The organism is Bacillus sp. FSL M7-1020, from assembly GCF_038050415.1.
Classification (GTDB): Bacteria; Bacillota; Bacilli; order Bacillales; family Bacillaceae_G; genus Bacillus_A; species Bacillus_A toyonensis.
In genome coordinates, this window is record NZ_JBBOTW010000002.1 from 405,722 (window position 1) to 430,967 (window position 25,246).

14 protein-coding genes and 3 pseudogenes are annotated in these 25,246 nt (G+C 32.2%); 16 read left to right on the plus strand and 1 reads right to left on the minus strand.

What is annotated here, in order from left to right; all coding sequences use genetic code 11:
• Positions 1–43 precede the first annotated feature (43 nt).
• The 10 genes and pseudogenes from gerXA to MHB70_RS28630 all read left to right on the plus strand — a co-directional run bounded on the left by gerXA (position 44) and on the right by MHB70_RS28630 (position 13,911).
• Positions 44–1,522, plus strand: coding sequence for a spore germination protein GerXA (gerXA, locus tag MHB70_RS28585; RefSeq protein ID WP_061529826.1), 1,479 nt, complete (start codon positions 44–46; stop codon positions 1,520–1,522).
• Positions 1,509–2,678: a Ger(x)C family spore germination protein gene (locus MHB70_RS28590; protein ID WP_061529829.1), complete on the plus strand. Its 1,170-nt coding sequence runs from the start codon at positions 1,509–1,511 to the stop codon at positions 2,676–2,678. The genes gerXA and MHB70_RS28590 overlap by 14 nt, the downstream gene beginning before the upstream one ends.
• A 1,022-nt stretch (positions 2,679–3,700) precedes the next feature.
• Entirely contained in the window at positions 3,701–5,935 is a 2,235-nt protein-coding gene (locus MHB70_RS28595) for an N-acetylmuramoyl-L-alanine amidase family protein (protein ID WP_001013440.1), read from the plus strand.
• 137 nt (positions 5,936–6,072) lie between these two features.
• Entirely contained in the window at positions 6,073–6,261 is a 189-nt protein-coding gene (locus tag MHB70_RS28600) for a DUF2164 family protein (RefSeq protein ID WP_255298231.1), read from the plus strand.
• 384 nt (positions 6,262–6,645) lie between these two features.
• Positions 6,646–8,145, plus strand: coding sequence for a spore germination protein (locus MHB70_RS28605; protein WP_000805994.1), 1,500 nt, complete (start codon positions 6,646–6,648; stop codon positions 8,143–8,145).
• Positions 8,146–8,165: 20 nt separating this feature from the next.
• Positions 8,166–9,248 (plus strand): GerAB/ArcD/ProY family transporter, encoded by a 1,083-nt coding sequence (locus tag MHB70_RS28610; RefSeq protein WP_097927345.1) that lies wholly within the window; start codon positions 8,166–8,168, stop codon positions 9,246–9,248.
• A 2-nt stretch (positions 9,249–9,250) separates the two neighbouring features.
• A pseudogene (locus MHB70_RS28615) lies at positions 9,251–10,329 on the plus strand (Ger(x)C family spore germination protein).
• A 365-nt stretch (positions 10,330–10,694) separates the two neighbouring features.
• Positions 10,695–12,123, plus strand: a pseudogene (locus tag MHB70_RS28620) (IS4 family transposase).
• 546 nt (positions 12,124–12,669) lie between these two features.
• A pseudogene (locus tag MHB70_RS28625) lies at positions 12,670–12,900 on the plus strand (ABC transporter permease); the annotation flags it as partial.
• Between the two features lie 15 nt (positions 12,901–12,915).
• Positions 12,916–13,911 (plus strand): VanZ family protein, encoded by a 996-nt coding sequence (locus MHB70_RS28630; protein WP_061529823.1) that lies wholly within the window; start codon positions 12,916–12,918, stop codon positions 13,909–13,911.
• Positions 13,912–14,071: 160 nt separating this feature from the next.
• On the opposite strand, the gene MHB70_RS28635 is transcribed toward MHB70_RS28630, so the two are convergent.
• Positions 14,072–14,905, minus strand: a complete 834-nt coding sequence (locus tag MHB70_RS28635; protein ID WP_061529822.1) for a MerR family transcriptional regulator — start codon at positions 14,903–14,905, stop codon at positions 14,072–14,074.
• Positions 14,906–15,277: 372 nt separating this feature from the next.
• Here MHB70_RS28635 and MHB70_RS28640 point away from each other — a divergent pair, with 372 nt between their 5' ends.
• The 6 genes from MHB70_RS28640 (at position 15,278) to MHB70_RS28665 (ending at position 24,869) form a co-directional block, all read left to right on the plus strand.
• Positions 15,278–15,550 carry an HU family DNA-binding protein gene (locus MHB70_RS28640; RefSeq protein WP_001043949.1) on the plus strand — a complete coding sequence of 91 codons (273 nt, stop codon included), beginning with the start codon at positions 15,278–15,280 and terminating at the stop codon, positions 15,548–15,550.
• A gap of 562 nt (positions 15,551–16,112) precedes the next feature.
• Positions 16,113–16,598, plus strand: a complete 486-nt coding sequence (locus tag MHB70_RS28645; protein WP_061529821.1) for a DUF4879 domain-containing protein — start codon at positions 16,113–16,115, stop codon at positions 16,596–16,598.
• 470 nt (positions 16,599–17,068) lie between these two features.
• Complete coding sequence (locus MHB70_RS28650) at positions 17,069–19,030, plus strand: DUF3472 domain-containing protein (RefSeq protein ID WP_061529820.1); 1,962 nt, start codon at positions 17,069–17,071, stop codon at positions 19,028–19,030.
• Between the two features lie 778 nt (positions 19,031–19,808).
• Positions 19,809–21,668 carry a HAMP domain-containing sensor histidine kinase gene (locus tag MHB70_RS28655; RefSeq protein WP_061529819.1) on the plus strand — a complete coding sequence of 620 codons (1,860 nt, stop codon included), beginning with the start codon at positions 19,809–19,811 and terminating at the stop codon, positions 21,666–21,668.
• A 512-nt stretch (positions 21,669–22,180) separates the two neighbouring features.
• Positions 22,181–22,954, plus strand: a complete 774-nt coding sequence (locus MHB70_RS28660; protein WP_061529818.1) for an ABC transporter ATP-binding protein — start codon at positions 22,181–22,183, stop codon at positions 22,952–22,954.
• Positions 22,926–24,869, plus strand: a complete 1,944-nt coding sequence (locus MHB70_RS28665; RefSeq protein ID WP_061529817.1) for an FtsX-like permease family protein — start codon at positions 22,926–22,928, stop codon at positions 24,867–24,869. Before MHB70_RS28660 ends, MHB70_RS28665 begins: the two co-directional genes overlap by 29 nt.
• The last annotated feature ends 377 nt before the right edge of the window (positions 24,870–25,246 follow it).

Consider the following 25,246-nt stretch of genomic DNA (forward strand, 5'->3'; position numbering starts at 1 on the left):
AATATTATATATTCGGTTAATGGATGCAAAGGGGATAATATAGATGAAAAGAACAGTGGAAGTAAATGAATCCATACTCCGTGTATGGTTTGAAGGCTGCAAAGATGTAAAAATAATGAACCGTAAATGGTGTGCAGATACAACTACAACAACGATTTTATTGGTGTATTGTCAACATGTAATTGATCATACAAAGTTAAAGCAAGCGATAGCTCCTGAAATGTGTACCGACCTTTTACAGAGCTCATTTAAAGATTCAAATCTTCTAGCATCTAACTCTCAGTTCCCAGTAACAACGTTAGAGTTAGAAAACTCAAACGAAAATGTTTCTCGAATGTTATTTGAAGGAAAGCTACTTATTATTTTTCAAGAATATAAACGAGGGTACACAATTGATATTGCGAAATTACCTACAAGATCTATTGAACAATCCAATACAGAAATGACAATTCGCGGAAGCCGGGATGGGTTTGTTGAAGAACTTAGTACAAATATAGGTTTAATTAGAAAAAGGCTCAAAACAAGCTCACTTAGCTACGATGAATTTATTATTGGAGAAAGGACGCAAACGAAGGTGGGACTTTTGTATCTAAAAGATGTAGCATCACAAGAAACAATTAGTCAAGTTCAATTTAAACTAAAAGAAATTAATATTGATGGTGTGGTTTCAAGTGCCCAGATTGAAGAATTCATTACGGGGGATCAATTCAGTTTATTTCCTTTAATTGAATATACAGGTAGACCAGATTATGCAGTGAATTGTTTATTACATGGGCGTTTTATTCTATTAGTTGATGGTTCACCGACTGCAACGATTGCACCAGTTTCTTTCCCGTTTTTTGTAAATACTGCTGAAGATCAAAATTATTTTTACTTATTCGGTAGTTTTATACGATTATTAAGTCTTTTGGGAATAGGGATATCTATATTCCTTCCTGGATTTTGGGTAGCCTTAGTTACATATCATCCTGATCAAATTCCTTACACATTACTAGCTACATTAAGCTTATCAAGAGAAGGGATTCCTTTTCCGGCTCCTTTAGAGGGACTAATTATGATTACCTTATTTGAACTGCTAAGACAAGCAGGCCTACGTATTCCTACGGCATTTGGACAAACTTTATCTGTGGTAGGTGGGTTAATTATCGGGCAAGCAGCTATAAGTTCTGGATTTGTTTCACCATCTATGGTCGTCATGATAGCGATTTCCGTTGTTTCAACTTTTACTTTAGTCAATCAATCATTTACTGGGTCATTAAGTATTTTGCGGTATGGTGTTTTTTTAATGTCTTCCTTTTTAGGAATTATAGGTTTTATATTTTCCATACTTGTAATTGTAATACACGTAGCAAATTTACGTTCATTCGGTCTCCCATTTCTCGCGCCATATTCCCCTCCCGTGTTTAGTAGTATGTTACCATCCACATTTCGGATTCCTTTCACAAAGATGAAGAAGCGACCAAAAGAACTTCATACGTATGATAATACAAGGCAAAGGACAAATAATGATGAAAATAAATAGAAAAGGTGGGCTATTCCTTCTCATGTTTCTTTTTTTACTCACAGGTTGTTGGGATAGACGAGAATTAGAGCATGTTTTATTTATAAATACCCTAGGAATTGACTTTAAAGACAATCATTATATTATTTATCCGCAGTTTATTAATTTTACCAATATGGCGAAAGAAGAAGGAACCGCAAGTCGTAATTACAGTCCCGTTTATATTGGAAAAGGGGAAGGGGAAATTTTATATGACACAGCTTTTGATTTTTATAAAAGTACACAACAGCAAGTTTCATGGGAACATATTAAAAGTATCGTTGTGACGGAAAGATTCCTCAAAAATGGTAATTTAAATCAACTTAATGATTTTCTCTCTCGTTTTTTTCAGTTTCGAAACACGATGTGGGTATTTGGAACAACGGAACCATTAGAAAACATACTAGCAACGAATAATATATTTAATATTTCTTCTTTATATACTCTTATGAATTTACCACAAGAAACGATTAGACAATATGCAAGTGTGGATCCCTTACGACTGTATACGTTTCGATCCAATTATTATGAGCCCGGAATGACAACTCGGATTCCTTTTTTAGCTACAACTACAGAACATTGGAAAAAGGGGCATAAACCATTCCAGATGTTAGAATTTAATGGATATGGTTGTATAGCTGGTAAGTCCTATGTCAATCATTTAAATGATTCTGATATAGCAGGAGTTCGGTGGACCAACAAAAATACAAATCGAGCCCCTTTACTATTAAAATTTAAGAATCAAGCCATTGGAGAAATCACATTAAAAAATCCTAAAATAGATACGAAAGTTTCTATAGAAAAAGGAAAACCACATATTGTCATGAATATCCGGCTAGAAGGCGATATGTATCAAGTAATGAAGTCGATGCCTATACATAAGGTTAAAAAAATTGCTGAGAATCTAGTTGAAAAAGAAATTAGAATGACCTATCAAACAGGGATGGAAAAGGGGATTGATGTTTATCAATTATCCCATCTACTATATCGTGATCAGCTAACTTTATGGAGGAAATATCAAAAAAAAGGAATGATACCTCTCCAAAACAATACATTAGATCTGAACGTTTCAATAAATATATCCACCAATGGGAAATCGAAAGTCACACCTATAAAAAATGTTGAGGCTCAGGGATAATCAGTTTTGATAGTAAAAAAATTACAATTAAAAAGATTCGCTGCCGGAAATATCGGATATGGCTTCTCCCATGTATTCGTGTAAATAATTTTGTTAATCACAAATCTATTCTTAAGAAAATATATAGAAAAGAGGAGACAGTTCTTTTATCCATCTACGGGAGCATCCGTACGATCCATTACTTGTTACTGGTTCTGTTGCAAGCATTCAATAATGTTAAAATATACAACAAAATATAAGGTTACTTATAAACATTATACATATTTTGATTAATAATATCCGTAATTTTTATTTGGTTTTTCAGAGCAGTATTTTCACAATCATTGAATGTTCAGGTTAAAACTTTTATGAAATCATTTTTGCGTCAAAACCTAATATTGACCAAAGTCAGTATTTAGGTGTAATAGAGCAGAAATTGTGGTTCTGGTGCAAAAAATACAGCGCTTGCGCGATGAGTTTTCCATAAAATGATGATTTCCATTTGCCAACGGGGTGAGTAGAAACCATGTATTTGCTCCATTCGAACAATGCCCTCAACAGTAGTAAATTTAGAAACAATCATTAAGAGCATCAATGAAGATGATATTTTAACCAGGTTAAAACAAGAGCATTTACTTGAAGAAAAATACACAATTAAGAGGATTCGTGCAATTAAAGATGAAATCCAACCATCTTATCTCTGGAAGTAAGAGAATTGAAAAAATATAAAAAGGCGATTCTTTATATTTAAAGAATCGCCTTTTTATGTAAAATATTCCTTAACGTACAATTTTCTTTTTTGGGTCTTGTGACCCCACTTAAACCATTTAATTTTATACAGGTTTCTAGGGATAGATTATAGGAATATTAATTTGGCTAAAAGTCAATTATGGAGAATTAGTGAAAATAAACAATAAAATCACCTTATGAAAGACTTTTGTAATATTTACGTAAGAGATTTGAAAGGTTTTTAAATTAAAATAACCTTCTGAACGTAAGATTCGGATTAATAAATAGAAAAATAAAAAATGAGGAATGACGTTATGAATGGAAAAGAAACAAAAAAGGTAAAAAAGATCCTCCCTGTAGGAATTGGAAAGAAGGTAATCCCTGCAACAGCGGCATTAGGTATTCTTTTTTCTATGGCTCCTGTTGGAGAAAATAAGGCTAGTGCAGGGATAGGTGCGGTAGTAGATATAACTATTACTGTATTAGGTGCTGTAGCAAACACTTATGAAGCACTTGGAATAAGCCCAGGGGATCGAGACCCAGGTACTCACATTGATGTATATGCAGAAAACGAAACTTACCAAGCTCCTAGTTTTAAATCTGGGGAATTTAATATTTCTATGTATCATACACAAGGTGATTTGAATTTTCTTAAACAAGTTAAAGTACGCTATCCAAATGGAAAAATTGAAATTCATCAACTAAAATCTGGACAGCAGCTTAAAATTACTGAAGCAGGTGCGATTATAGATTTAAACCCTAATGCAGCAAATGTTTCAGAACACGATCTTCTTTACATTACACAAGCTCAATTAGACGAAGGAAAGACCGGAGTTGTGATAAATCAAGGCCAACATGCATTTGTAGAAAAAGCATCTGGTAAAAACCCAAGATTTCTTGGTCCACTTTACAAAAAATATTCCGGTGACTCCTTTGGCGATTGGACGGTGATTGCTAGAAATTCAGATTACCTATTTGATCAGATAGCAAATAAATTATCGGATGAACAAAAACGATTGATAACATTAACTTCAAAGCCAGTATCTAAAGATGTCCTTGACAACTATGTTAATAATGATCCTAAAGCTCGTGCAGATTTTTATGATCGATTATCTGATGTATTGGCGGAGCGTACTAACGTCCTAGAGACATCTATGGCACTGCCATTCATTACACTAAATGACGGTAAAGGTTATCAAATTATCCCTTATAAAAAAGGAACGAATAAAGTAATCGTAAAGACAGGTTCAAGATATCTTTCAGGAAAAGAAGGAAACGGACTTCAATATTCTGATTCGCTTGGCGATGATGAAGTGTTTGAACTTGTTCAGATAGGAAATTCTAACGATGGTAAATTTCAATTCCGTTTGAATAACAAAAATGGGGTAAGTCTGGCTGGTAATCAATATACTTCTCAATTTGGTACTGATTGGAGTTTCAAATCTGAAATTCGTTTCTCTGATAAAAGCAACAATGAAATTAAGAATTGGTTAATAGAGTGGTATCCGGGTAAAGAAAATGAGAAACAAAATTATGACAAAATAGAGATTATATCTAATGAAAAGGACCCTACTAAATATAGTGCAAAAGATTCCTCTGGAAACGTGATAAAGAACAGTTGGATAAATCGAGGTACTGGTTATTCCTTTGCAGATGCTGAAGGAGTCATTTTGACAGGCTGGCAAGAAATTAAGGAGAAGACTTATTATTTCTCATCCCCTTATGGCTACATGGTTACTGGAGGAGGAAGTGATTCACTAATTGATGGGAAGTACTATAACTTCAATGACTCCGGTGTTCTGCAACGATCAGCATGGAGAGACCTATACTATTCTGATGCTTCTGGAGCGTTTGTTAAAGAAGGCTTGAAAGATATAGATGGGAAAATTTATTATTTCCAAAACTTCGTGCCAAATAAAAAAGAACTACGTTTAGAAGATCAAGATGTCATCCTTCACTTTTCCGAAAAAGGTGTGCTGGAGAGAGTTTCTAATCTAAATGGGGAAGCTATAAACAACGCTGTTAATGTTAAGCTTGACAACAAAATATTAGCATTTAATAACGACGGTTCAATTTTGAAAACAGGAATCAACAAAAATGCGAACACAATAGCATATTATAGTTTAGAAGATGGCGCTTTCTATACCGGATGGAAAATGATAGACGGTAAAAGATACTATTTCACAAATGGCCACAATACTATTTTCAATAATTATGAAAACATTGACGGAAAAAGATTTTATTTCCATGAAGACGGATCAGTTAACCGAGCAGGTTTTGAAAAAATCGACGGTAAACTATATCACTTTGACAATAACGGCGTAGCACAAACGGGCTGGCAAACTATCGATAATAAATATTATTACTTCGATGAGAATGGGGCAGCTAAAACAGGATGGTTCCAAGTTGGTGGTGGATATAGGCCTTGGCCTCTTGCATATGGATACCTTTGGTATTGTGCTAAGGAAGATGGTTCCCTTTATGCAGACGGTTGGTTTAAAATTGACGGTAAAGATTATCACTTTGACCAATGGGGACATAAAATGTAATAACATAATGATAGTTTGAAAATTTAGCCTATACGTATAAAAATGGATCATGACATGGACTGATTATATTTTCCGTGTTATGATCCGTTTTAATCTTTTTAGGTATACTCCCTCTTATTAGTTCTCGATTCTATTCTTTGAGACTAAATAAAAAATTCGAACTAGACTTTAGTTCACTTGAAGCTGAATATATATTGGAATTAATGATGAAAGAAATTGGCCCACTTGTATATAATCAAGCTGTAGAAGATGCATGTAAAACATTACGTCTTCAGATGGATGTTATTGAAGAAGAAATTTACGTGCTACAAGTTCCGATAAAATAGAAATGATACACCCGAGCCACCTTTTTTGTAGAACAAAAAAGGTGGCTTTTGTCCTCTCATAAATCCTTACATAGGAAAATCAGTTATTCAACTTTAAAAAAATGTCTTAGCTTAGATTTTATATATTTAGTTGGCGGGTATCTCGAAGAGAAGTTGGTAAAAGCACAGCGTGGGGATTTCATTTTATCTATATCATATTTTCGCTTACAACTGTTTCTAACTTTTACTTTCAATGCATTTTTTAACCAATTTTGGTTAAGTTATTTTCATAGAGGTTATTGCTAATTCAATGGACATATTTATATATCAGTATGCCTGATTTTAAAAATATAAATTTCTTAAAAACTTTATGTAACTTCTTTCTGAAAGGAAGGGTATTATCAATTGAAACCGTATGAAAAAGTACCTGATGAATCTATAAAATCTTTACAGGATTTAATGCAATTACTAAAAAAATCTAAAGATTTTATAACATTGGAAATCAATTCAAACAATTCCTCTATAGTCATTTCATATTTTAGAACATTAATCGATGTGAATATATTCCATGAAGAGATTTTAACTTATATAAAGGAGAAGAGCTTCGATTCATTACAAGATATGCAGTCTGTCTTACCCTTTGAAAATTCGAAAGTAACAAATCAAATGGAAGATATTCAGGATAGTATTTTAAGCGGTTATATACTTATTCAGTTCGATACAGATAAATTAAATGGCTTGTTAATAAATGTGTCAAAGAAAGAAAAAAGAGATATTACAAAAGCTGAAATTGAATACAATATCGTGGGTCCACAAATCGCGTTTGTTGAAGATTTAGATGTAAACTTAAATTTAGTACGTAGAAAACTTCCAACACCTTATTTGCAAATGAAGGAATTGAAAGTAGGCTCTCTCTCTAACACAACCGTTGCAATTGTATATATTGAGGGAATTGTAAATGATCAAAATCTACAAGAAATTATAAAACGGGTGAGTCAAATAAAAACAGACCATGTTTTAGATAGCACGTATTTGATTCAATTAATTGCTGACAATCCTAATTCTATATTTCCTCAATTTTTGAATACAGAACGTCCAGACCGTGTAGCAGCTGTATTGGCAGAAGGGAAAATTGCACTTTTTGTAGATGGCTCACCTTACGCTATCACCCTTCCAACAACATTAATTGACTTTTTTTCTACGACAGAAGATTACACAATGCCTTGGATTATTGCCTCATTTTTTCGTCTATTAAGGCTTTTTGCTTTTATGTTTTCTGTCTTAACGACTCCATTATATGTTTCGATCTTAACATATCATTACGAGCTGATTCCAAAAGAACTTCTTGAAACGTTAATCATATCGAGAAGTAAAGTCCCTTTCCCTCCATTAATTGAAGCACTTTTTTTAGAAATCACAATTGAATTACTGAGAGAAGCGGGGGCGCGTTTACCAACTAAAGTGGGTTTAACCGTGGGTATAGTAGGTGGTATTGTAATTGGACAAGCATCGGTAGAAGCAAGTCTTACAAGTAACGTACTTATTATCATTGTTGCACTTTCAGCTCTTAGTTCATTTACAGCACCAATATATCGAATTGGTAATACAATTCGAGTAATTCGCTTTCCTTTTATAATATCTGCACACCTGTTGGGCTTATTAGGAATTGTTTTAACAAGTTCTTTCCTTTTAGCACGCTTATTACGTACAGAATCATTAAGTCGTCCTTATTTGTTCCCTTTTTATCCTACACGCCCTACAGATTGGAAAGACAGCATTATACGTATGCCAATCTCAGCGATGTTCCGACGTCCGATTTTTTCAAGATCTAAACAGCGTTTTCGTTTTAATCCCGAAGAGGTAGAGAAAAATAAAATCGTATCACGAAATGATTTTGATGATTGAATTTAACAGGGAGGAGCATTATGAAACAAATCCCAATTGAGTATCAAGTATCTCCGTTTATGGTGTTTTTTTCGATTATTACTATACAGCTGGGAGTTGGTATGCTTGGTTTTGAAAGGATTGGTGCAAAGTTAGTTGGAAATGATGCGTGGATTAGCACGCTACTTTTTGGAATATCTGTTAATCTTATGATTTGGATTATATATCAGATTTTAAATCAGGGTAATGGAGACATCATTGCAGTCAATCAAAACGTACTGGGAAAATGGATTGGTGGATTGTCCAACATCATTTTTTTATCCTATATTGTATTGTTAGGTGCAACAACACTCCATACTTATATCGAAGTAGTACATGTTTGGATGTTTCCTTCCATTTCATCTTGGGTTATAGCTGGGGCTTTTTTAGGCTTATGTTATTACATTGTGACTGGAGGATTTCGTGTAGTTGCCGGAATCGGCTTCTTTGGAATCGTTATCCCAAGCATTCTAATCTTCACATTTTTTTATCCTTTGCAGTATGCAGATTTTCGAAATTTATTCCCAATTGCACAGCATTCATTCCTAGAAATTATGAAAGGAATGAAAGGAAATATGTTTAGTTTTTTTGGATTTGAAATGTTATTGTTGTACTACCCATTTATTAGAAAGGCAAAAACGTCTCAAAAATATGCGCATTATGCAAATGTAGTAACGACTATTATCTATACATACCTTATGATTTTAACTCTTGCGTTTTTTAGTGAAAAACAACTTGCGAGCGCGATATGGGCATATTTAAGCATGATTAAAATTATACAATTCCCCTTTATAGAGCGGTTTGAATACATTATAGTTTCTGTTTGGGCTTTTTTTATATTACCTAATGTTTCCTTTACATTATGGGGAGTAAGTCGTGGTATAAAAGAGGCACTGGGAATAAAGCAAAAATATGTTTTGCCAGTTATCATCTTATTCATCTTTGTTTTATCATTTTTCTTGAATAACCGTAATAAAATTAACTTATTAAATACTTGGACAGGTCAAATTGGCTTCGTATATATATATGTATACCTACCTGTACTATGGCTAATTCAAACCGCCAAAATAAAGTTAAGGAGATAAACATGAAGCGATGGATACTTTTCCTTATATTAAGTGTCTTCTTAATAGGTTGTGCTAAAACGAAAATTGTGGATGACATTGATTTAGTTCAAGTTGCGGCATATGATACTGAAGCAGAAGGTAAGCTAAAAGGAACCTTTGCGATTTCAGCTTATAAAGGAGGCGGGGAAGGTGAAACGAAAATCTATTCAGCATCAGGCCAGACTGGTAGAGAAGTTCTTGCAAGAGCATCCGAAAAATCTTCTGGACCTCTAGAGTTAGGGCAATTGCGTGTTATTATATTTAATGAAAAAATAATTGAAAAGGGAATGCAGGAAATATTAGAGACTTTGAACCGAAATCCTAGTGTAGGAAATGCAATTTATTTAGCAATTACAAATGTAAAAGGGGAATCACTATTAAAGGGGAACTATTCTAAAGAAAAAGAAATTGCTTCCTATCTATCCTCTTTACTGGAGCAAAATATGGACAATGGAACGCAACCAAAAACAAATTTTTTTATGTTTTTAAATCAACTTTATGATGATGCGAGAGATTCATATTTACCGATGATATCTAAAAAAGGTAACGTGTTGGAGTTAAATGGAATAGTCCTTTTTAAAAGATGTAAAATGGTTGATACAGTGAAACCTAAAGATTTATTTGTATTTAAATTGTTGACTGATAATTTTAAACAAGGTACATACCAATTCAAACTACCTGGTTCTTCAAATACTTACGCCACGATAGAGAATATAAAGGCTAGAACAAAATATAAGATGAAGGGGAATAGTAAGCATCCATTCGTAAATGCCCATATTCAAGTTAAAGCTGAAATTCAAGAATTTACAAAAACAAAAAATCTAGATAATCCTAAAGAAATAAAAAAATTAGAAAAATTATGGAAAAAGAAATAGAAAAAAAAGCAACTACATTGATAAAGAGATTTATTAAAAAAGGCACAGATCCTATAGGACTTAGAAAGCTTGGTAGAACTCACGTAAGAAAATGGAACAGTCAAGAATGGGAAGAATCCTATAAACATTTACGTTTTCGTGTAACAGCTGATGTAAAGGTAATCCAATCTGGTGTTACAGAATAAGTAAATCAAATAATATATGGAAAATTTAAACAAATATGGTCTCGCAGGAGATTAGGGGGAAGAGAAACTAGTAACAAAGCATCTCATAAACATCAAGATGCTTTGTTACTAGTTTTTTATACCTATATGACCGTATCTATGATAAGAACCATAAGTTTGCCGGAACGGCAAGCTTATGGTTCTTTTGTTTACGGCAAAGCTATGCTTCCAGGATTAGAAGGATATTTTTTATGTCGCCTTTAAATAAAGTCGCGACTTTTAGGGATAGCATCACACATCCATCAACTTAAGGATTTAGACTATTTTTGAAGTTAAAAGCACGTTACTATTTTCTTATGTTAATGAGAAAGGGTGACGTGCTTTTTATGAATATGCATCAAAAACAAGAGTTATCTTTATTTGCCGAAGAGCTATATCGATATATGTCTCCCGCTACACTTAATCAATTAGCTATAGAAGCAGGCGGAATGAAACGAAAACGCAAGTGCCACGGGCACCATTTCTTATCTTTGTGTGTATGGTTAAATCAACAAATCGCTACTACCTCTCTTACTCAACTTTGTAGTCAATTAGAAACTTCAACAGGAATTTTATTAAGTCTGGAGGGACTTAATCGAAGATTTAATTCGGATTCTGTAGCCTTCTTTCGCACTGTATTTACTACACTTCTACAAGATAAAATTGGAGGAGTATCTAAGATTTCTCATTCTCTTTCTTCTTATTTTGAGCGAATTCTCGTCCTTGATTCTACAACCTTCCAAGTTCCAGATCGATTCGCAACTACTTATCCTGGTGCCGGAGGGTGTAGTCATACAGCTGGTGTGAAAATCCAACTAGAGTATGACTTGTTGAGTGGAAAATTTTCTGATGTGGAAATTGAACCAGGAAAACGAAGTGATCAGGCATATAGTGCGACTCGAACAGGCATGCACAAAAGAATGAACTATATATTCGTGACTTAGGATATTTTCGTCTACAAGACTTTAAGTCTATTCAAGATAAGCAAGGATATTATTTATCACGTCTAAAGTTACCAACTAAAATATATAGAAAAGAATTTGAAACAGTGGTATTTAAAACAAAACCCGCTCAATTAAAACCGGTATATATACAAATTTATTTGGAAGACATCATGAAACAATTGCAGCCTGGCCAAGTGTATGAATTACATGATGTATATGTAGGGAGTAAAGACAAACTGCCTACTCGAATTGTAGTTTATAGATGTACCGAGGAGCAAAAACAAAAACGTCTACGTGATCGAGCTATTCGCGAAAAGAAAAAAAGAATTACATAACAGAGCGTACAAAACTTTTACAAGGTATTACGGTATATATGACAAACATTCCTACGGAATGGGTACCAAAAGAGAAAATTTATGATCTATATTCACTGCGTTGGCAAATTGAGCTGTTATTTAAAATATGGAAATCTTGGTTTCAAATTCATCGTTGTAAATCTATTAAACAAGAACGATTAGAATGTCACCTTTATGGGCGACTCATTAGTATTCTATTATGTTCTTCTACTATGTTTAAAATGCGAGAACTCCTGTTACGTAAGAAATAGAAAGAGCTAAGTGAATATAAAGCAATGTACATAATTAAGGATTATTTTTTACTTTTTTACCAAGTATTACACAAAAACACCCAAGAATTATCAAAGGTTCTCCTTCGTCTGTTTAACCTCCTACAGCACAACGGACGAAAATCTCATCGATATGAGAAAAAGACAGTCTTTGATATTTTGGGTGTTGTTTATGAGTATACCACTTCTACTCATCAGGTAGCATAGTAAAAAAATTGAAGACCGTCAGGGTTTATTTGATATGCCCACTTTTATAAAATCTATAAAAGATAATCAAAAACTATATAGAAAGACCGCATTTTGTATAAAAATATACCTTAAGTTGATGGATGTGGGGTACCGCCACATGCCTATCAACTTAAGAAAAGTAAACATTTTAAAAACAAAAAATGAACTAATTTCCTCAAATTACTAGCTATAGAGAAATAAATTTTTCGGTTAGGGGGGACTTAAAAACCTTAGCTTGATAGCGATGTGGCGGTATCCCTATTAAAAATTAACAAATAAAAAAGCCCTCTTTGTTATATCCCCCAAAAAGAGTCATTGCTGAGAGACATATAAACTGTATTTTCAGAAATATTACGAGCGTGTAAGAAAAATGTAAGGTAATTCAATATGAGAAAAATAGTCTTACTACTACAATTAATAACAGATACATTCATGAAAAAATCTGTGGTGCGATATCAAGTTATTTTAGTGCTTAAAACATTCGACCAAGTTTAAATAAGGAAATTCAAAACTAGACCATCAAATGTGACAAGACAAATGATGATTCTATTTTTCTTACAGATTGTAGTGGCTATGATTCACAGCAATTTTGCATTTCTAACCTTGCACCAATTAGGACAAATAACAAATAGGGAAATGTCTGTGATTCAAAGCTCGATTGTTGTATTAGTAATCTATATTTGCATGCAAATTATTTACTTCCTTATCATTAGAAATCACTATATAAAATGCATATGTACAAAATTATATTCATAAAAACAGAGGTGTAAAATGAACATTATTTTCAATCTAATCGCTAGTTATGCGATTCCTACGATACTACTCACATTCTTGTTACTACTTTTATTTGTTTTTAGTTATTTTGTAGTATACAAAAAGATATGTAAAAGAGAAAAAAAACTTACTGTAAAACAAATTATATTGTTTGTTTTAATAACAGGATATTATTCCCTTGCATTATCAGCTACTTCATTTGGTCGTTCAGATGATATGGCTTTTTCAAGAACAATTGACTTTGATGTACTTAGTGTTTATAAAAAAGCATGGAATACATTTTCATTTACTTCCTTCTTCCATATCATTGTGAATATAGGTATGCTTTTTCCGTTAGGAATTTTATTACCTTTATTTGGTAAGGTTTTTCGAAAAACAAAATGGATGTTAATCATCTCAATTATAGCAAGTTTATTGATTGAAATTCTTGAATTTACACTGCAACGAGGAAGTATGGAACTAGCAGATTTACTGCATAATACTTTAGGTATGATGCTAGGATATTCTGTGTTAAACATAGTTCTTATATTTTTGAAAAAAAATGAAACAGATACAAAAATAATCAAATATTTATACCTTCCCATTACAGTAAGTTTCGTCGCACTCGGAATAATGATTACGTATCAAATGAAGGAATTTGGAAATATGCCTATTGATCCCATTACAAAAACTGATATGTCTCAAGTTGCTATAAAAACATCAATAGAGTTAAAAGACGAAGGGAAAAAAATGCCTGTTTACAAATATTACGGTACAAAAAAATCACATGTTCGAGATGTTGAAATTCTTTCTCCAAAGGAAGCATTTCAAAAATTGAAACAAGGAGACTTCGATCCTATAGTATCTTTCAAAGCAGGTGATACATTATCCATTACAAAATATAGTATAGATTACTATACTGATACAAAAGGTTTCTCTCAGCCTATATATGTTTTTGAAGTACACTTAAATGGTAAAGATAGTTGGCCTCAACCTATTTCCGCAAAGAAATAACGTAAATTTGGTTCTGTTGCAAAGGTTTTTAAGAAATATTTTGAAGAGGCGACTAGTACTTGCTGTAATTCATGATACTTCCAAAAGGCGGAGTCCGTTTAAAGACTTCGCCTTTGTTTGTATAGTAAATGCCCAGGGGATAAGGGGCAGTATAAAATGCTCATTTCTTTTGGTGTTTCGATTTTTCTTTAACAGGAATTTGCATATTCATAATTATCTGTCCTTCTGGATAAAACAGATTCAATTCATGTAAATCTGTTTCAATTACATTACATGATCTAAACTGTAAACCATTTCTCTCTATATAGTCTGTAATATTTGTATATATTTGACGCCGTATTTCATCCATATGCTCTTCTGTACATACGTAATCAACGCAAAGATAATTACCTGCAGGTATACTAAGAATTTCAACATGCTCTATCTCTGTATCGTTCAAAACAGGATAATAAACTGAAAGTCCCAGATCATCATTGAATAAATTCTTAATAGAACACATTGTTATAAATTGTTCTTGAAAAAATTCACCTTGCTTAAAAATAGAACGGAATTTCTCAAAAAAGGATTTTACACTATTAAAGTTTTCTCCTTTGATGTGATAATATTTTCTTTCCTCAAAATAGACACTCTGAATTTTATTGAAGCTTCTACTTCTATTTTGAAGGAGATCGAGGAGCCTAGTAATTTTCTTTTGCATTTCCATAAATCGATAAATTTCAGTTTCAATATCATTTTTTTTGTTCTGTAAGATATTTATATTGTTTATTATATTTCTCTTATTTATTACTAAATCAATTTCTTCAATTGAAAAGCCTATATCTTTACAAAAGAAGATTTGGCTAATTTTCTGTAGGTCTTCATTTCCATAAAGTCTATAGTTATTTTTACCTACCTTTGGCTGAACTAATCCTTTTTCTTCATAGAATCGAAGTGTTTCTTTCGTTGTATTAAAAATCTTAATTACATCACTTTTAGTTAACTTATAGCTATCCATCTATTTATATTGCCTCCTATAAGGAATAATATTCATACTATAAACTATGTGGTTACTTCATAGTCAATAAATAAAAAGAAATTCTTTTTAATCAAAAATGGTCGTCGTTTTTGGAACAAAAAGTTTCTAGTACAAAATTATGTTTTTTTTATGTAATCCCATTAACTACAAATACACAATTATATTGAACTACCTTTACTTTCACTTCTAAACGAAGTGAAAGTGGAAGGAGTTCAATATAAGGAAATCAGCTAAGGCGGGAAGTATAAAATTTTACGTATCATAATTAGATAGTTTCTATATATTGATAATTGCACCATAAGTATAGGCACGTTATAATAGTCCCAAATTATATATAAAGAGGTGCAGAAAATGAATAAAACAGAATTAACAAAAGTAGTAGCAGAAAAAGCAGAACTTACACAAAAGGATGCTGCTGTAGCAATACAAGCTGTAGTAGAAACTATAACAAATGCTCTTGCAAATGAAGAGAAAGTACAGATTCTTGGATTTGGTACATTTGAAGTGCGTGAAAGATCTGCACGAACAGGGCGCAATCCACAAACAGGTGAAGAAATGCAAATCGCTGCTTCTAAGGCACCAGCATTTAAAGCTGGAAAAGAATTAAAAGAAGCAGTGAAATAATTATACATAATGAAAAAGAATCTGATATTCATATCAGGTCCTTTTTCATTAGTAACATAGTATACTGGCTCATTGTAGCTGCTTAACAAACCTTTAGAAAATAGTTGTTTTTCATATATTATAATCTAAACCATGTCATCTTCTTTGTTTTGGATATTCGCTTTTCTTAGCTTAACGGGCATGGGATAGCTCGAAAACGCTTTCGTTCTAGGGTTTAAAGTTCCCTTGAAGCGAAAATTTTGTATTTTCGTCCCGGCAAGATGAGCCAACGTTCTATCTAAAAAAGCAAATAGTAAGAAGAGTATTATAGATTAATATGTTAAGTGTGTGCATTTTAGAGGGGGATATGTATTATAGGATTGCTAAAATTGGACTACTCACAACTTATTCGTTTTTAAAATAGCTAATTTGAAATGGATCCAAATGTGGTAAGTCAATTAGAGTAGAGAACTAATTATGCTTTAGTAGGATTAATGGTAAGTGTAAATGGTAAAAAGCAATGAATATGCACAATTTCATATATAAATAGGTACTTTTTGTTAACTCTTTCAAAGGGAAAGTAATGTATGAAGTTAGTATGATAGAATCAAATTGTATTAAATCGAAAGGGGATGAGTGTATGTTAAAAAGAATGATTCTAGGGGTTTCATCATTAGTAGTGGGAGCAACAGTTGGTTTAGCAACAGATGTATCTGCAGCACCAGCACCACCCTTAACATCATTAAATGTAGTAAAAGTTGAATCTCAATTAGGCGGAGTTGAGTTTATTGGTCCCAACAATTTAAGTACAGTTAAAGATCATGGAGGAAGCTATTTATACATTTATACAAATGAAATGGGATATGGTAGAAATCCAATTGCTCAAATGAGTGGTCAAAAATTAAAAAAAGTAGATTCTAAGATGATTGATATTAATGGTGATAGAACAGTTGATGGATGGGAATATAAATGGGATGCTTCGGGACAGCAAAATGGACAATTCAAATATCAAAACACATCTACAAATGCACCTTGGAATACATTATCTACGTCATTAAATATTAAATAAGCTAACAGAAGAATCTAATGTTAATTTTTTGGTCGGTTGCAATATATGTAATGTTTAGGCAACTAAAGGAGTCTATGTTTTTAGTGGACTCTTTTTATCTAATGATAAGGCACTGGCAAATTGATAAGTTTACATAATATTATTTCGGTAAACAATATATGTTTTATTGTGTAATTAATAAAGGAAAGAAATCTATCACAAAATCAGTGAATTTATTTTGTAGGCTTTCATCATAAATATCCTAAAACTACATATTTATGAATTTTTATAATATTTTCAGTCTACATTTAGTACTAAATCTTACGATTTTATAAGAAAATACTATAATTTGATTAGTGTTAGTAGTGAAAAAAACATTAAACATACCTAAGTAATATAGCTAGTGTTATTTTTTTACATAATTTGTTTAATAGTATGTATATCGTTATTATTCAATGTAAATAAAATAATTTAAAAGGAGATAGGAAGTTATGTTTAAAGTCAAAACAAGAGGAAGAATAAAAAAGATTGTTATGATTACTGCGACTTGCACCATGATCTCAATGTATGGAACACCAATTTCTAGTACAGAGGCAGCAATTCGATCTCATGCCCCATCAGTTTATGTAACACCACAAAATACTGCTGCTTCAGATATTATTAGTATAGACTGGTCACCAGTCCAAACGGCACCTTATACGTATTGGGCGGTACATAACTGGAATCAGGGAGGAGAGGGTGGCGGGTATGCTGGCTTCCAACAACAAAGTGGTTTTGATCAAACCGGTAAACGTACCCTTCATTTTGCACTTTGGGATCCAATAGCATCAAACCAAGCAATAAAAGCCGAATATTTATCGCCGACTTCAGAAGCCAGTAGATTTGGGGGAGAAGGAACAGGTCTGAAGGTTCAAACAACTTATAATTGGAAAGATAGTGAATGGTATCGAATGACACTACGTTCTTGGCAAGAAGATGGACATACAAAGTTTGGCCAGTGGATAAAAGATAATAAATTAAATCAATGGAAGTTAGTTGCTATTATGGATCATCCAGTTGCGAATGTTGCATTCAACTATGGTTTATCGATGTTTCAAGAGGACTGGGCTGGTAATGGACAAGATGTAAGAGAAGCACGTCTTAAAAATGGATATAGCAGAAAAGTTTCAGATAAACAATGGAATTCTTGGAATAATCAACGTATTTCTGGGCAACATGATACTTCTTATCAATACGATGGAGGAGCAACTTCAGAATATGTATGGGTTAAGGCAGGAGGAAATACGCAATCAACGATTGGTACTGGAAAGACTTTTAATATAAATCAGCCTAGTCAACCAGAAATGGGAAATTTGGATTTTGATATTCAAAATATTCATTTTGAATATCAAAAATTAAATGTGTCTTGGAAATTGAAAGAACAAAGTACTCCCCAGTTTAAAGGGAAAATTGAAATCTATGACAATGAAAAGTTAACGGGACAAGCTTTGAAAGTAATTGACAATATTAAATCCTATCAAACTGAGGTAAGTCAAACTATGCAATTGCCTCAAACTGCTTATGCTAAAATTACATTAACAGATATATTTGATCGAACTGTAGAGAAAAAAGTAGGAATTACAAATGGAAATTCTGATATTTTAGTAGGAAATCAATTTGCATGGTCCCTAAAAGGATATAGTGATCGAGAAATTGCAAAAGTAGATTATAACAAAACGGCAGAAGAGATGAAGGTAAAACTAGAAGCTGGTGTACCACATTCCTACTTTACTAGTACGTATGCAAGTATTAAAGTTCAGAACGCATCCGGTAACGTTATGTACAATAAGGAAATCGTGGGAAATAGACAACAAAATGCTGAAACCCAAACAGTGCCTATAAAAGTGGGAGATTATATAGAATTTACTCATATAGAAGGGGAAGCAGCAAAGGAAAAGACACGAGCAACTTTAACGAATCTTGAAAATAACAAAAATGAGACCATTGGAAAGACAGCAAGGTATCAGTTTACAAAAGAGGGCTTAAAGAAAGTAGAAAAAATGCCAGAGACAACAATTTTAGACGGGAAACAATTTGCATGGTCCTTAAAAGGGTATAGTGATCGAGAAATTGCAAAAGTAGATTATAATAAAACAGCAGAAGAGCTGAAAGTTAAATTAGAAGCTGGCGTACCGCATTCTTACTTTAATAGTACATATGCAAGTATTAAAGTCCATAACGCATCCGGTAGCGTTATGTACAATAAGGAAATCGTGGGAAATAGACAACAAAATGCTGAAACCCAAACAGTACCTATAAAAGTAGGTGATTATATAGAATTAACTCATATAGAAGGGGAAGCAGCAAAGGAAAAAACACGAGCGACTTTAACTAACCTTGAGAATGGAAAACAGGAATATATAGGAAAGAAAAGAACATATCAGGTTACATCTACAGGATTAATAAGACAATAAATGTATAAAAAAGTTGGGGGAATCCTCAACTTTTTTATTGTGTTGCTCATTTCTGGAGAAATTGTAGGATTAATTTGTGCCTCTACAACTCAAATAGGGATTGATAAAAATATTGAGAAGATTTGCGCCAAAGGCCCTTATAATATCTTAATTCAATAGATAGTTAGGTCCACATAATCTGTTAAGTTTTAAAACGAGTGTTCTAACGTACAGAAAATCGATTGAAATGATTTCGAATTATGTCTAAACATATAATTTCTTTTTTTAATACAGTGAGCTCGTACAAAAAATAACAATGGCTATATATAGTGTTTAGCCATATCCATTCCAAGCGTTCTATGTGTAAAGAAGCTTTGTATTATAAATTTCAAATCTTATACATATCTTGCAACAAAATCTATTTTTCTTCCGGATTTCCATATCAATAATTACATGGGAAAATTCACCTCTCTTTTTTATACATATATTTTATGTTGACACGTGGGTAGGGCTTTTTTTTGCAGATGTAAAGATAAAATGCATTTTATCTTTACATAAAACATGTATCATATAATCGTAACTAAAAGCTATGACAAAATATGTAGATGGTTAGTTGTAAATATATAAAGCAAAAACAAGTTGATTAAGGGAGTTTTTTATAAAACATGTATCTTAGCTGTTATTAATTGGTGTGATTGTATAGTGAATAGACATGTTGGTGAAACATGGAATGAATGGGAAGATAAATTTAAGAGTGTTATGATTATTGTCGAGCAGCTTGTTAACTGGAGGTTAAATATTGAAAAGAGGAATTGTATTAAAATTATTTATGATAACAACAGTGTTGTGTATGTTCATTTTGGCAACCATTATTGTTGGACAAACAATATTCTTTAAACAATTTTATACGAATAAAAAAGTAAATGATGTCAAAATAAACGTGAATTCTTTTGAAAAGGATTATTTGAAAAGTGAAGGCAATTCACAAGTTAATCAAAAACTAGAGCAAGATTTCTATCGAGAACATAATACATGGATTACCACATTAGATGGTAAGGGGTATTTAAAGAATGTAAATGATTTTTATATAGAAGTAAAATTAAATCCGTCTAAAAATAAAGAAAAGCAATTCGCGGACTCTAAAATTTCTATACCACTGTATAATTTCAAGTTTGAGGGCGATTATACGAGAGATATGTTAAATGAAATATTCCCTTTAGGAAAAACAGTTATGTTGCAGGGGATAAAAAATAATTCTACATTTATTCCATATCTTTTATTCTCTAACACAAAAAATCAAAATTGGATAAATCCGATATTAGAAAAAAGAACAAATGATATTTTAATACAGCAAAAAAATAAATATAATTCTAAAGAAATACCCAAAGTAGAGACTAATGAATATAAAAGAGCATTCGAAGAACAACAACCTATAATATACCTAGAAGGGAATATTACAAATGTTCAACTTTCGGGTGGGAATGAACAATCTAATTTTGCTTATACAAATAATTTATTTAAGGAAAGGATACAGGAGTTTCAGGCAAATTTATTGCTTAATGAACCGAATGCTAACTACAATTCGTTACAGGAACTAGATTATGAACAGAATGATATTAAATATAAGATAATAATAAAACCGATAAAGGACAAGAGTGGTGAAGTAACATACATTTTTTCAATGGCTTCCTTGCAGCCAGTTGATGAAGCTGTACAAATGATAAAAGAGTACTATGTCTATATTGTTTTGCTTGTGTTGGTTCTTATTTTTCTATCTTCTTTTTACTATTCAAAAAAGATAGCCAAACCCTTATTACAAATAAACAAGACAACTAAACGAATTGCAAACCTAGATTTCTCAGAAAGGGTTTCAGTCGAATCGAGAGATGAAATTGGTGATTTATCTCAAAATATTAATTTACTTTCAAATACATTACACTCACATATTGAACAGTTACAACGAGATATAGAGAAAGAAAAAAAATTAGAAAATACAAGAAAAGAATTTATTTCCGGGGTATCGCATGAGCTAAAGACACCTCTAAGTATTATGAAAAGTTGTATTTCTATTTTAAAAGATGGTGTTGCAGATCATAAGAGAGAGTATTACTTTAAGGCTATGGAAAAAGAAGTAGATAAGATGGATATGATGATTGTAGATATGCTTGAGTTAGCAAAATTTGAATCCGGTACGTATAAAATGCAGATGGATGTTTTTTATATTGACATTGCCATTCAGCATATATGTGAACAGTTATCTTTGGAGATAATAAAAAAACAATTACATATTCACACACATCTTTCTGCGATTGAAGTCATTGCTAATCATCGTCTTATGAAACAAGTAATCACAAACTTTATCACGAATGCTATTCGTTACACACCAGAAAAAGAAGACATTATTGTTTCTACAATAGATGAGTCAAGTCGAATAAAAATCTGTATCGAAAATAAAGGTGCCCATATCGACGAAGATCAATTAGATAAAATTTGGGATCGTTTTTACCGGGTTGATACAGCGCGACAACGGTCGCAAGGTGGAACGGGACTTGGACTTGCCATTTCAAAAAACATCTTAGAACTTCATGGAGCAGAGTATGGAGTATATAATACAGTTGATGGTGTGTTGTTTTATTTCTATTTACAAAAAAAGGTGTAGAACTTTTGTTCAACACCTTTTTTCATTTATTTTAATCATATCTCAACATTTCCTTTAATGTACAGAAAAATAGAGGAAGAACTTGGTGAATGGTAAAGAAAATACAATGAAATGTAAGTAAAATCTATAGGGAAATTCTTTACTGTATAGCATGGTGCATGTGAAAAATCCCTCTATGCTATCTTTCGAAAAAATCATGCTTGTTAATTGGATAGACTGTATTTTCAGAAATATTTCAAGCGTGTAAGATAAATGAAAGATAATTCAATATGAGAAAAACAATCTTACTACTACAATGAAAAGCAGAATCATTCATAAAAATCTTGAGATACGATATCAAGTTATTTTGATGCTTAATACATTTGACCAATTATTCCAGTTTAAATATGAAAATTCGAAACTAGAAAATTAATGAATGGTACTTTACTCGTATTTTAATAATGTCAAAATGTAGGCAGACATCTTCTATCAAATCTCATTCTTAGTATGTAAATTTGGAGGGAATTTCTCATATGAAAATAGTAAAAGTAAAAGATCTTAGTAAAGAATATAAAGGGAATGTTTCACATACAGCACTTTCAAATATTAATTTAACAATTACAGAGGGGGAGTTTGTTGGGATTATGGGCCCTTCGGGTAGTGGGAAAACAACATTATTGAATATGGTTTCTACTATTGACTCGCCAACATCAGGAAGTGTATTCATTCATAATAAAAATCCGTATCAACTCTCACCCCATGATTTGGCCTTATTTCGCAGACAGGAATTAGGATTCGTCTTTCAATCCTTTAATCTGTTGCATACATTAACAGTAAAAGAGAATATGGTTCTTCCCCTCGTATTAGATGGCATGAATGTGAAGAGAATAAATAAACGAGTAGAATCTATTTCGAAAAAATTAGGAATCAACGAAATCTTAAATAAACGAACATATGAAATATCAGGAGGACAAGCACAGCGAACAGCGATTGCCCGTGCACTCATTCACTCTCCTAAATTGGTACTTGCAGATGAGCCGACAGGAAACTTAGATTCTAAAGCCTCTAAAGACGTAATGGAGATATTAACACTATTAAATAAAGAAGAAAAGGCAACAATGATGTTAGTAACGCACGATCCAGTTGCTGCAAGTTTCTGTGACCGCATTATTTTTATTAAAGATGGACATTTATACAATGAAGTTTGCTACAAGGGTGATCGCTCATTATTTTATAAAAATATTATGGATAGTCTTTCTATGTTAGGGGGGAATAAACATGACTTTTCGACAGCTCGCATTCAATAATGTTTTACGGAATAAACGAATATATCTTGGTCATTTTTTTAGTAGTACATTTGCGGTATTGGTTTTTTTCACTTATGGACTACTTGTCTTTCATCCAAATCTACAAGGCGAACTGACTCATGTAAGTACCATTATGAGTACATTTGGGAGAATAGGATTTCATTTATCTTATTACTTAATCTTTGTCTTTTCTTTCTTATTTATTTTCTATTCTGTTAGTGCATTTTTAAAAAATAGAAAAAAAGAGTTTGGATTATTAATGTTACATGGAATGTCTCATCAACAGCTTCATCGATTAATTTTTTTCGAAAATATGTTGATTGGAATCCCTTCTATTGTAGTAGGCATCGGACTTGGGGTGGTTTTTTCTAAATTGTTTTTGCTAGTTAGTGGGTCTTTATTAGGAGTAGAGAAAACGTTAGCATTTTACTTTCCTTCAAAGGCAATGCTAGTAACAGCAATGTCCTTTTTTGTTTTATTTCTACTTATTTCATTGTTTACATCAAAAATGGTGAAAATGAATGAGCTTGTGGAACTCATAAAATCAGAGGAAAAACCAAAACCAGAGCCGAAAGTCTCTGGTTGGATATCTCTGTTGGTACTTATTTTATTGGGGGCAGGTTACTCCAGCGTTTACTACAGTATCGTCGCGGTGGATTACATGGATTTAGATCAATTATTATTACTTGTAGGAGTAGGCGTCTTATTCATTGTATGTGGAACCTATTTTTTCTTCAATCAATTGTGTGTCTATGTGTTATATAGTTTAAAAAATAAAGAAGCTACATTCTTTAAAAGGACTAATCTTCTTGTTATTTCAGAATTGATGTATCGAATGAAGGATAATGCGAGAACGTTCTTTATCGTTACAATTATATCTGCAGTTTCTTTTACAGCAATTGGAGTTTGTACAGCAATTGGAAATCCAGAATTAGCAAAACATGAGACCCCATATGCATTTACGTATCAATCGGATAAGGGGAATATACAAGAAAAAGCCCATATTGAAGAGATAAAGAAGCAATTAAAAGCATATGGATTTTCTTATAAACTTGTTGCAACAGAATTTAAAAGGACACTAAACGGATTGGCGTTAATTAATCTATCTACGTATAATGAATATGCAAAACAATTAGGATATGACATAGAGAAATTAACAAATGAAAATGATAGCATTGCAATACGGCTAAATAAGAACGTGAAAAGTGCGGAGGATATAAAAACTTTTGAAATAATACATGGTCAAATAGAGGTTCCACTTTCTGTACAAAAAACAATTTATATCCCAGAATTATCGTTAATCGAAAAGCCTGTTATTGTCTCTGATGCTGTTTATAATAAGGTCCAAAATGCTCAACAAGAAAACGTACTTCGAGATTACACCATATACGGTTTTATCGTTAAAAATTGGTCTGAAACGAATGCAGTTTCTACTAAACTTATGAAGATTATTGGTAAGAATCAAGATGATTATTATATGTTTTCATCTTTGTATTTAAGATGGCTTGAATTGAAACAACAAAACGGATTACTTTCTATCTCAAGTGTAATGGTGGGGATTGTATTTTTCGTATTTACGCTAAGCTTTTTATATTTCCGTCTATTTACTGATTTAGAACGGGATCAAGAGCAATATCAAATGATTTCAAAATTTGGTTTAAGCCAAAGTGAGTTAAAGCAAATCGTGACAAGACAAATGATGCTACTATTTTTCTTACCGATTGTAGTGGCTATGGTTCACAGCAGTTTTGCATTTCTTACTCTGCATCAACTAGGACAAACAGTAAGTAGGGAAATGTCTGTTATTCAAAGCTCAATTATTGTATTAGTAAGCTTTATTTGTATGCAAATGATTTACTTCCTCATTATTAGACATCACTATTTAAAACGTATATGTACAAAAATGTATTCATAAAAAAGATAGGCAAAAAATTAAATGTGCATACTTAATCACTAATTATGTTTGGCTATGCACATTTAGAATGTTAAAAATATACCAAGGTTAATATGTATTTGTTCCGATGCATTTTGATCTTCTTGGCTTAATCAGTTGTCAGTGGCTCAAAAAAGGTATCATGGTATTACCCCTTTTAGATAGCCCTTATCGGTATAAAATTTTTAGTTAATATGTAAATTGGATATTGTATTTAATGAAGCGCCCTGTAAACAGGGTGCTTTTTCAATTATATCCTACTCATCCAATTGGAGAATTAACATACTATTTTAAGTAAAGAAAAAAAGATGGATACCATCTCTATTCCGTTTATTAATTTAGAAACAATAAATATACAC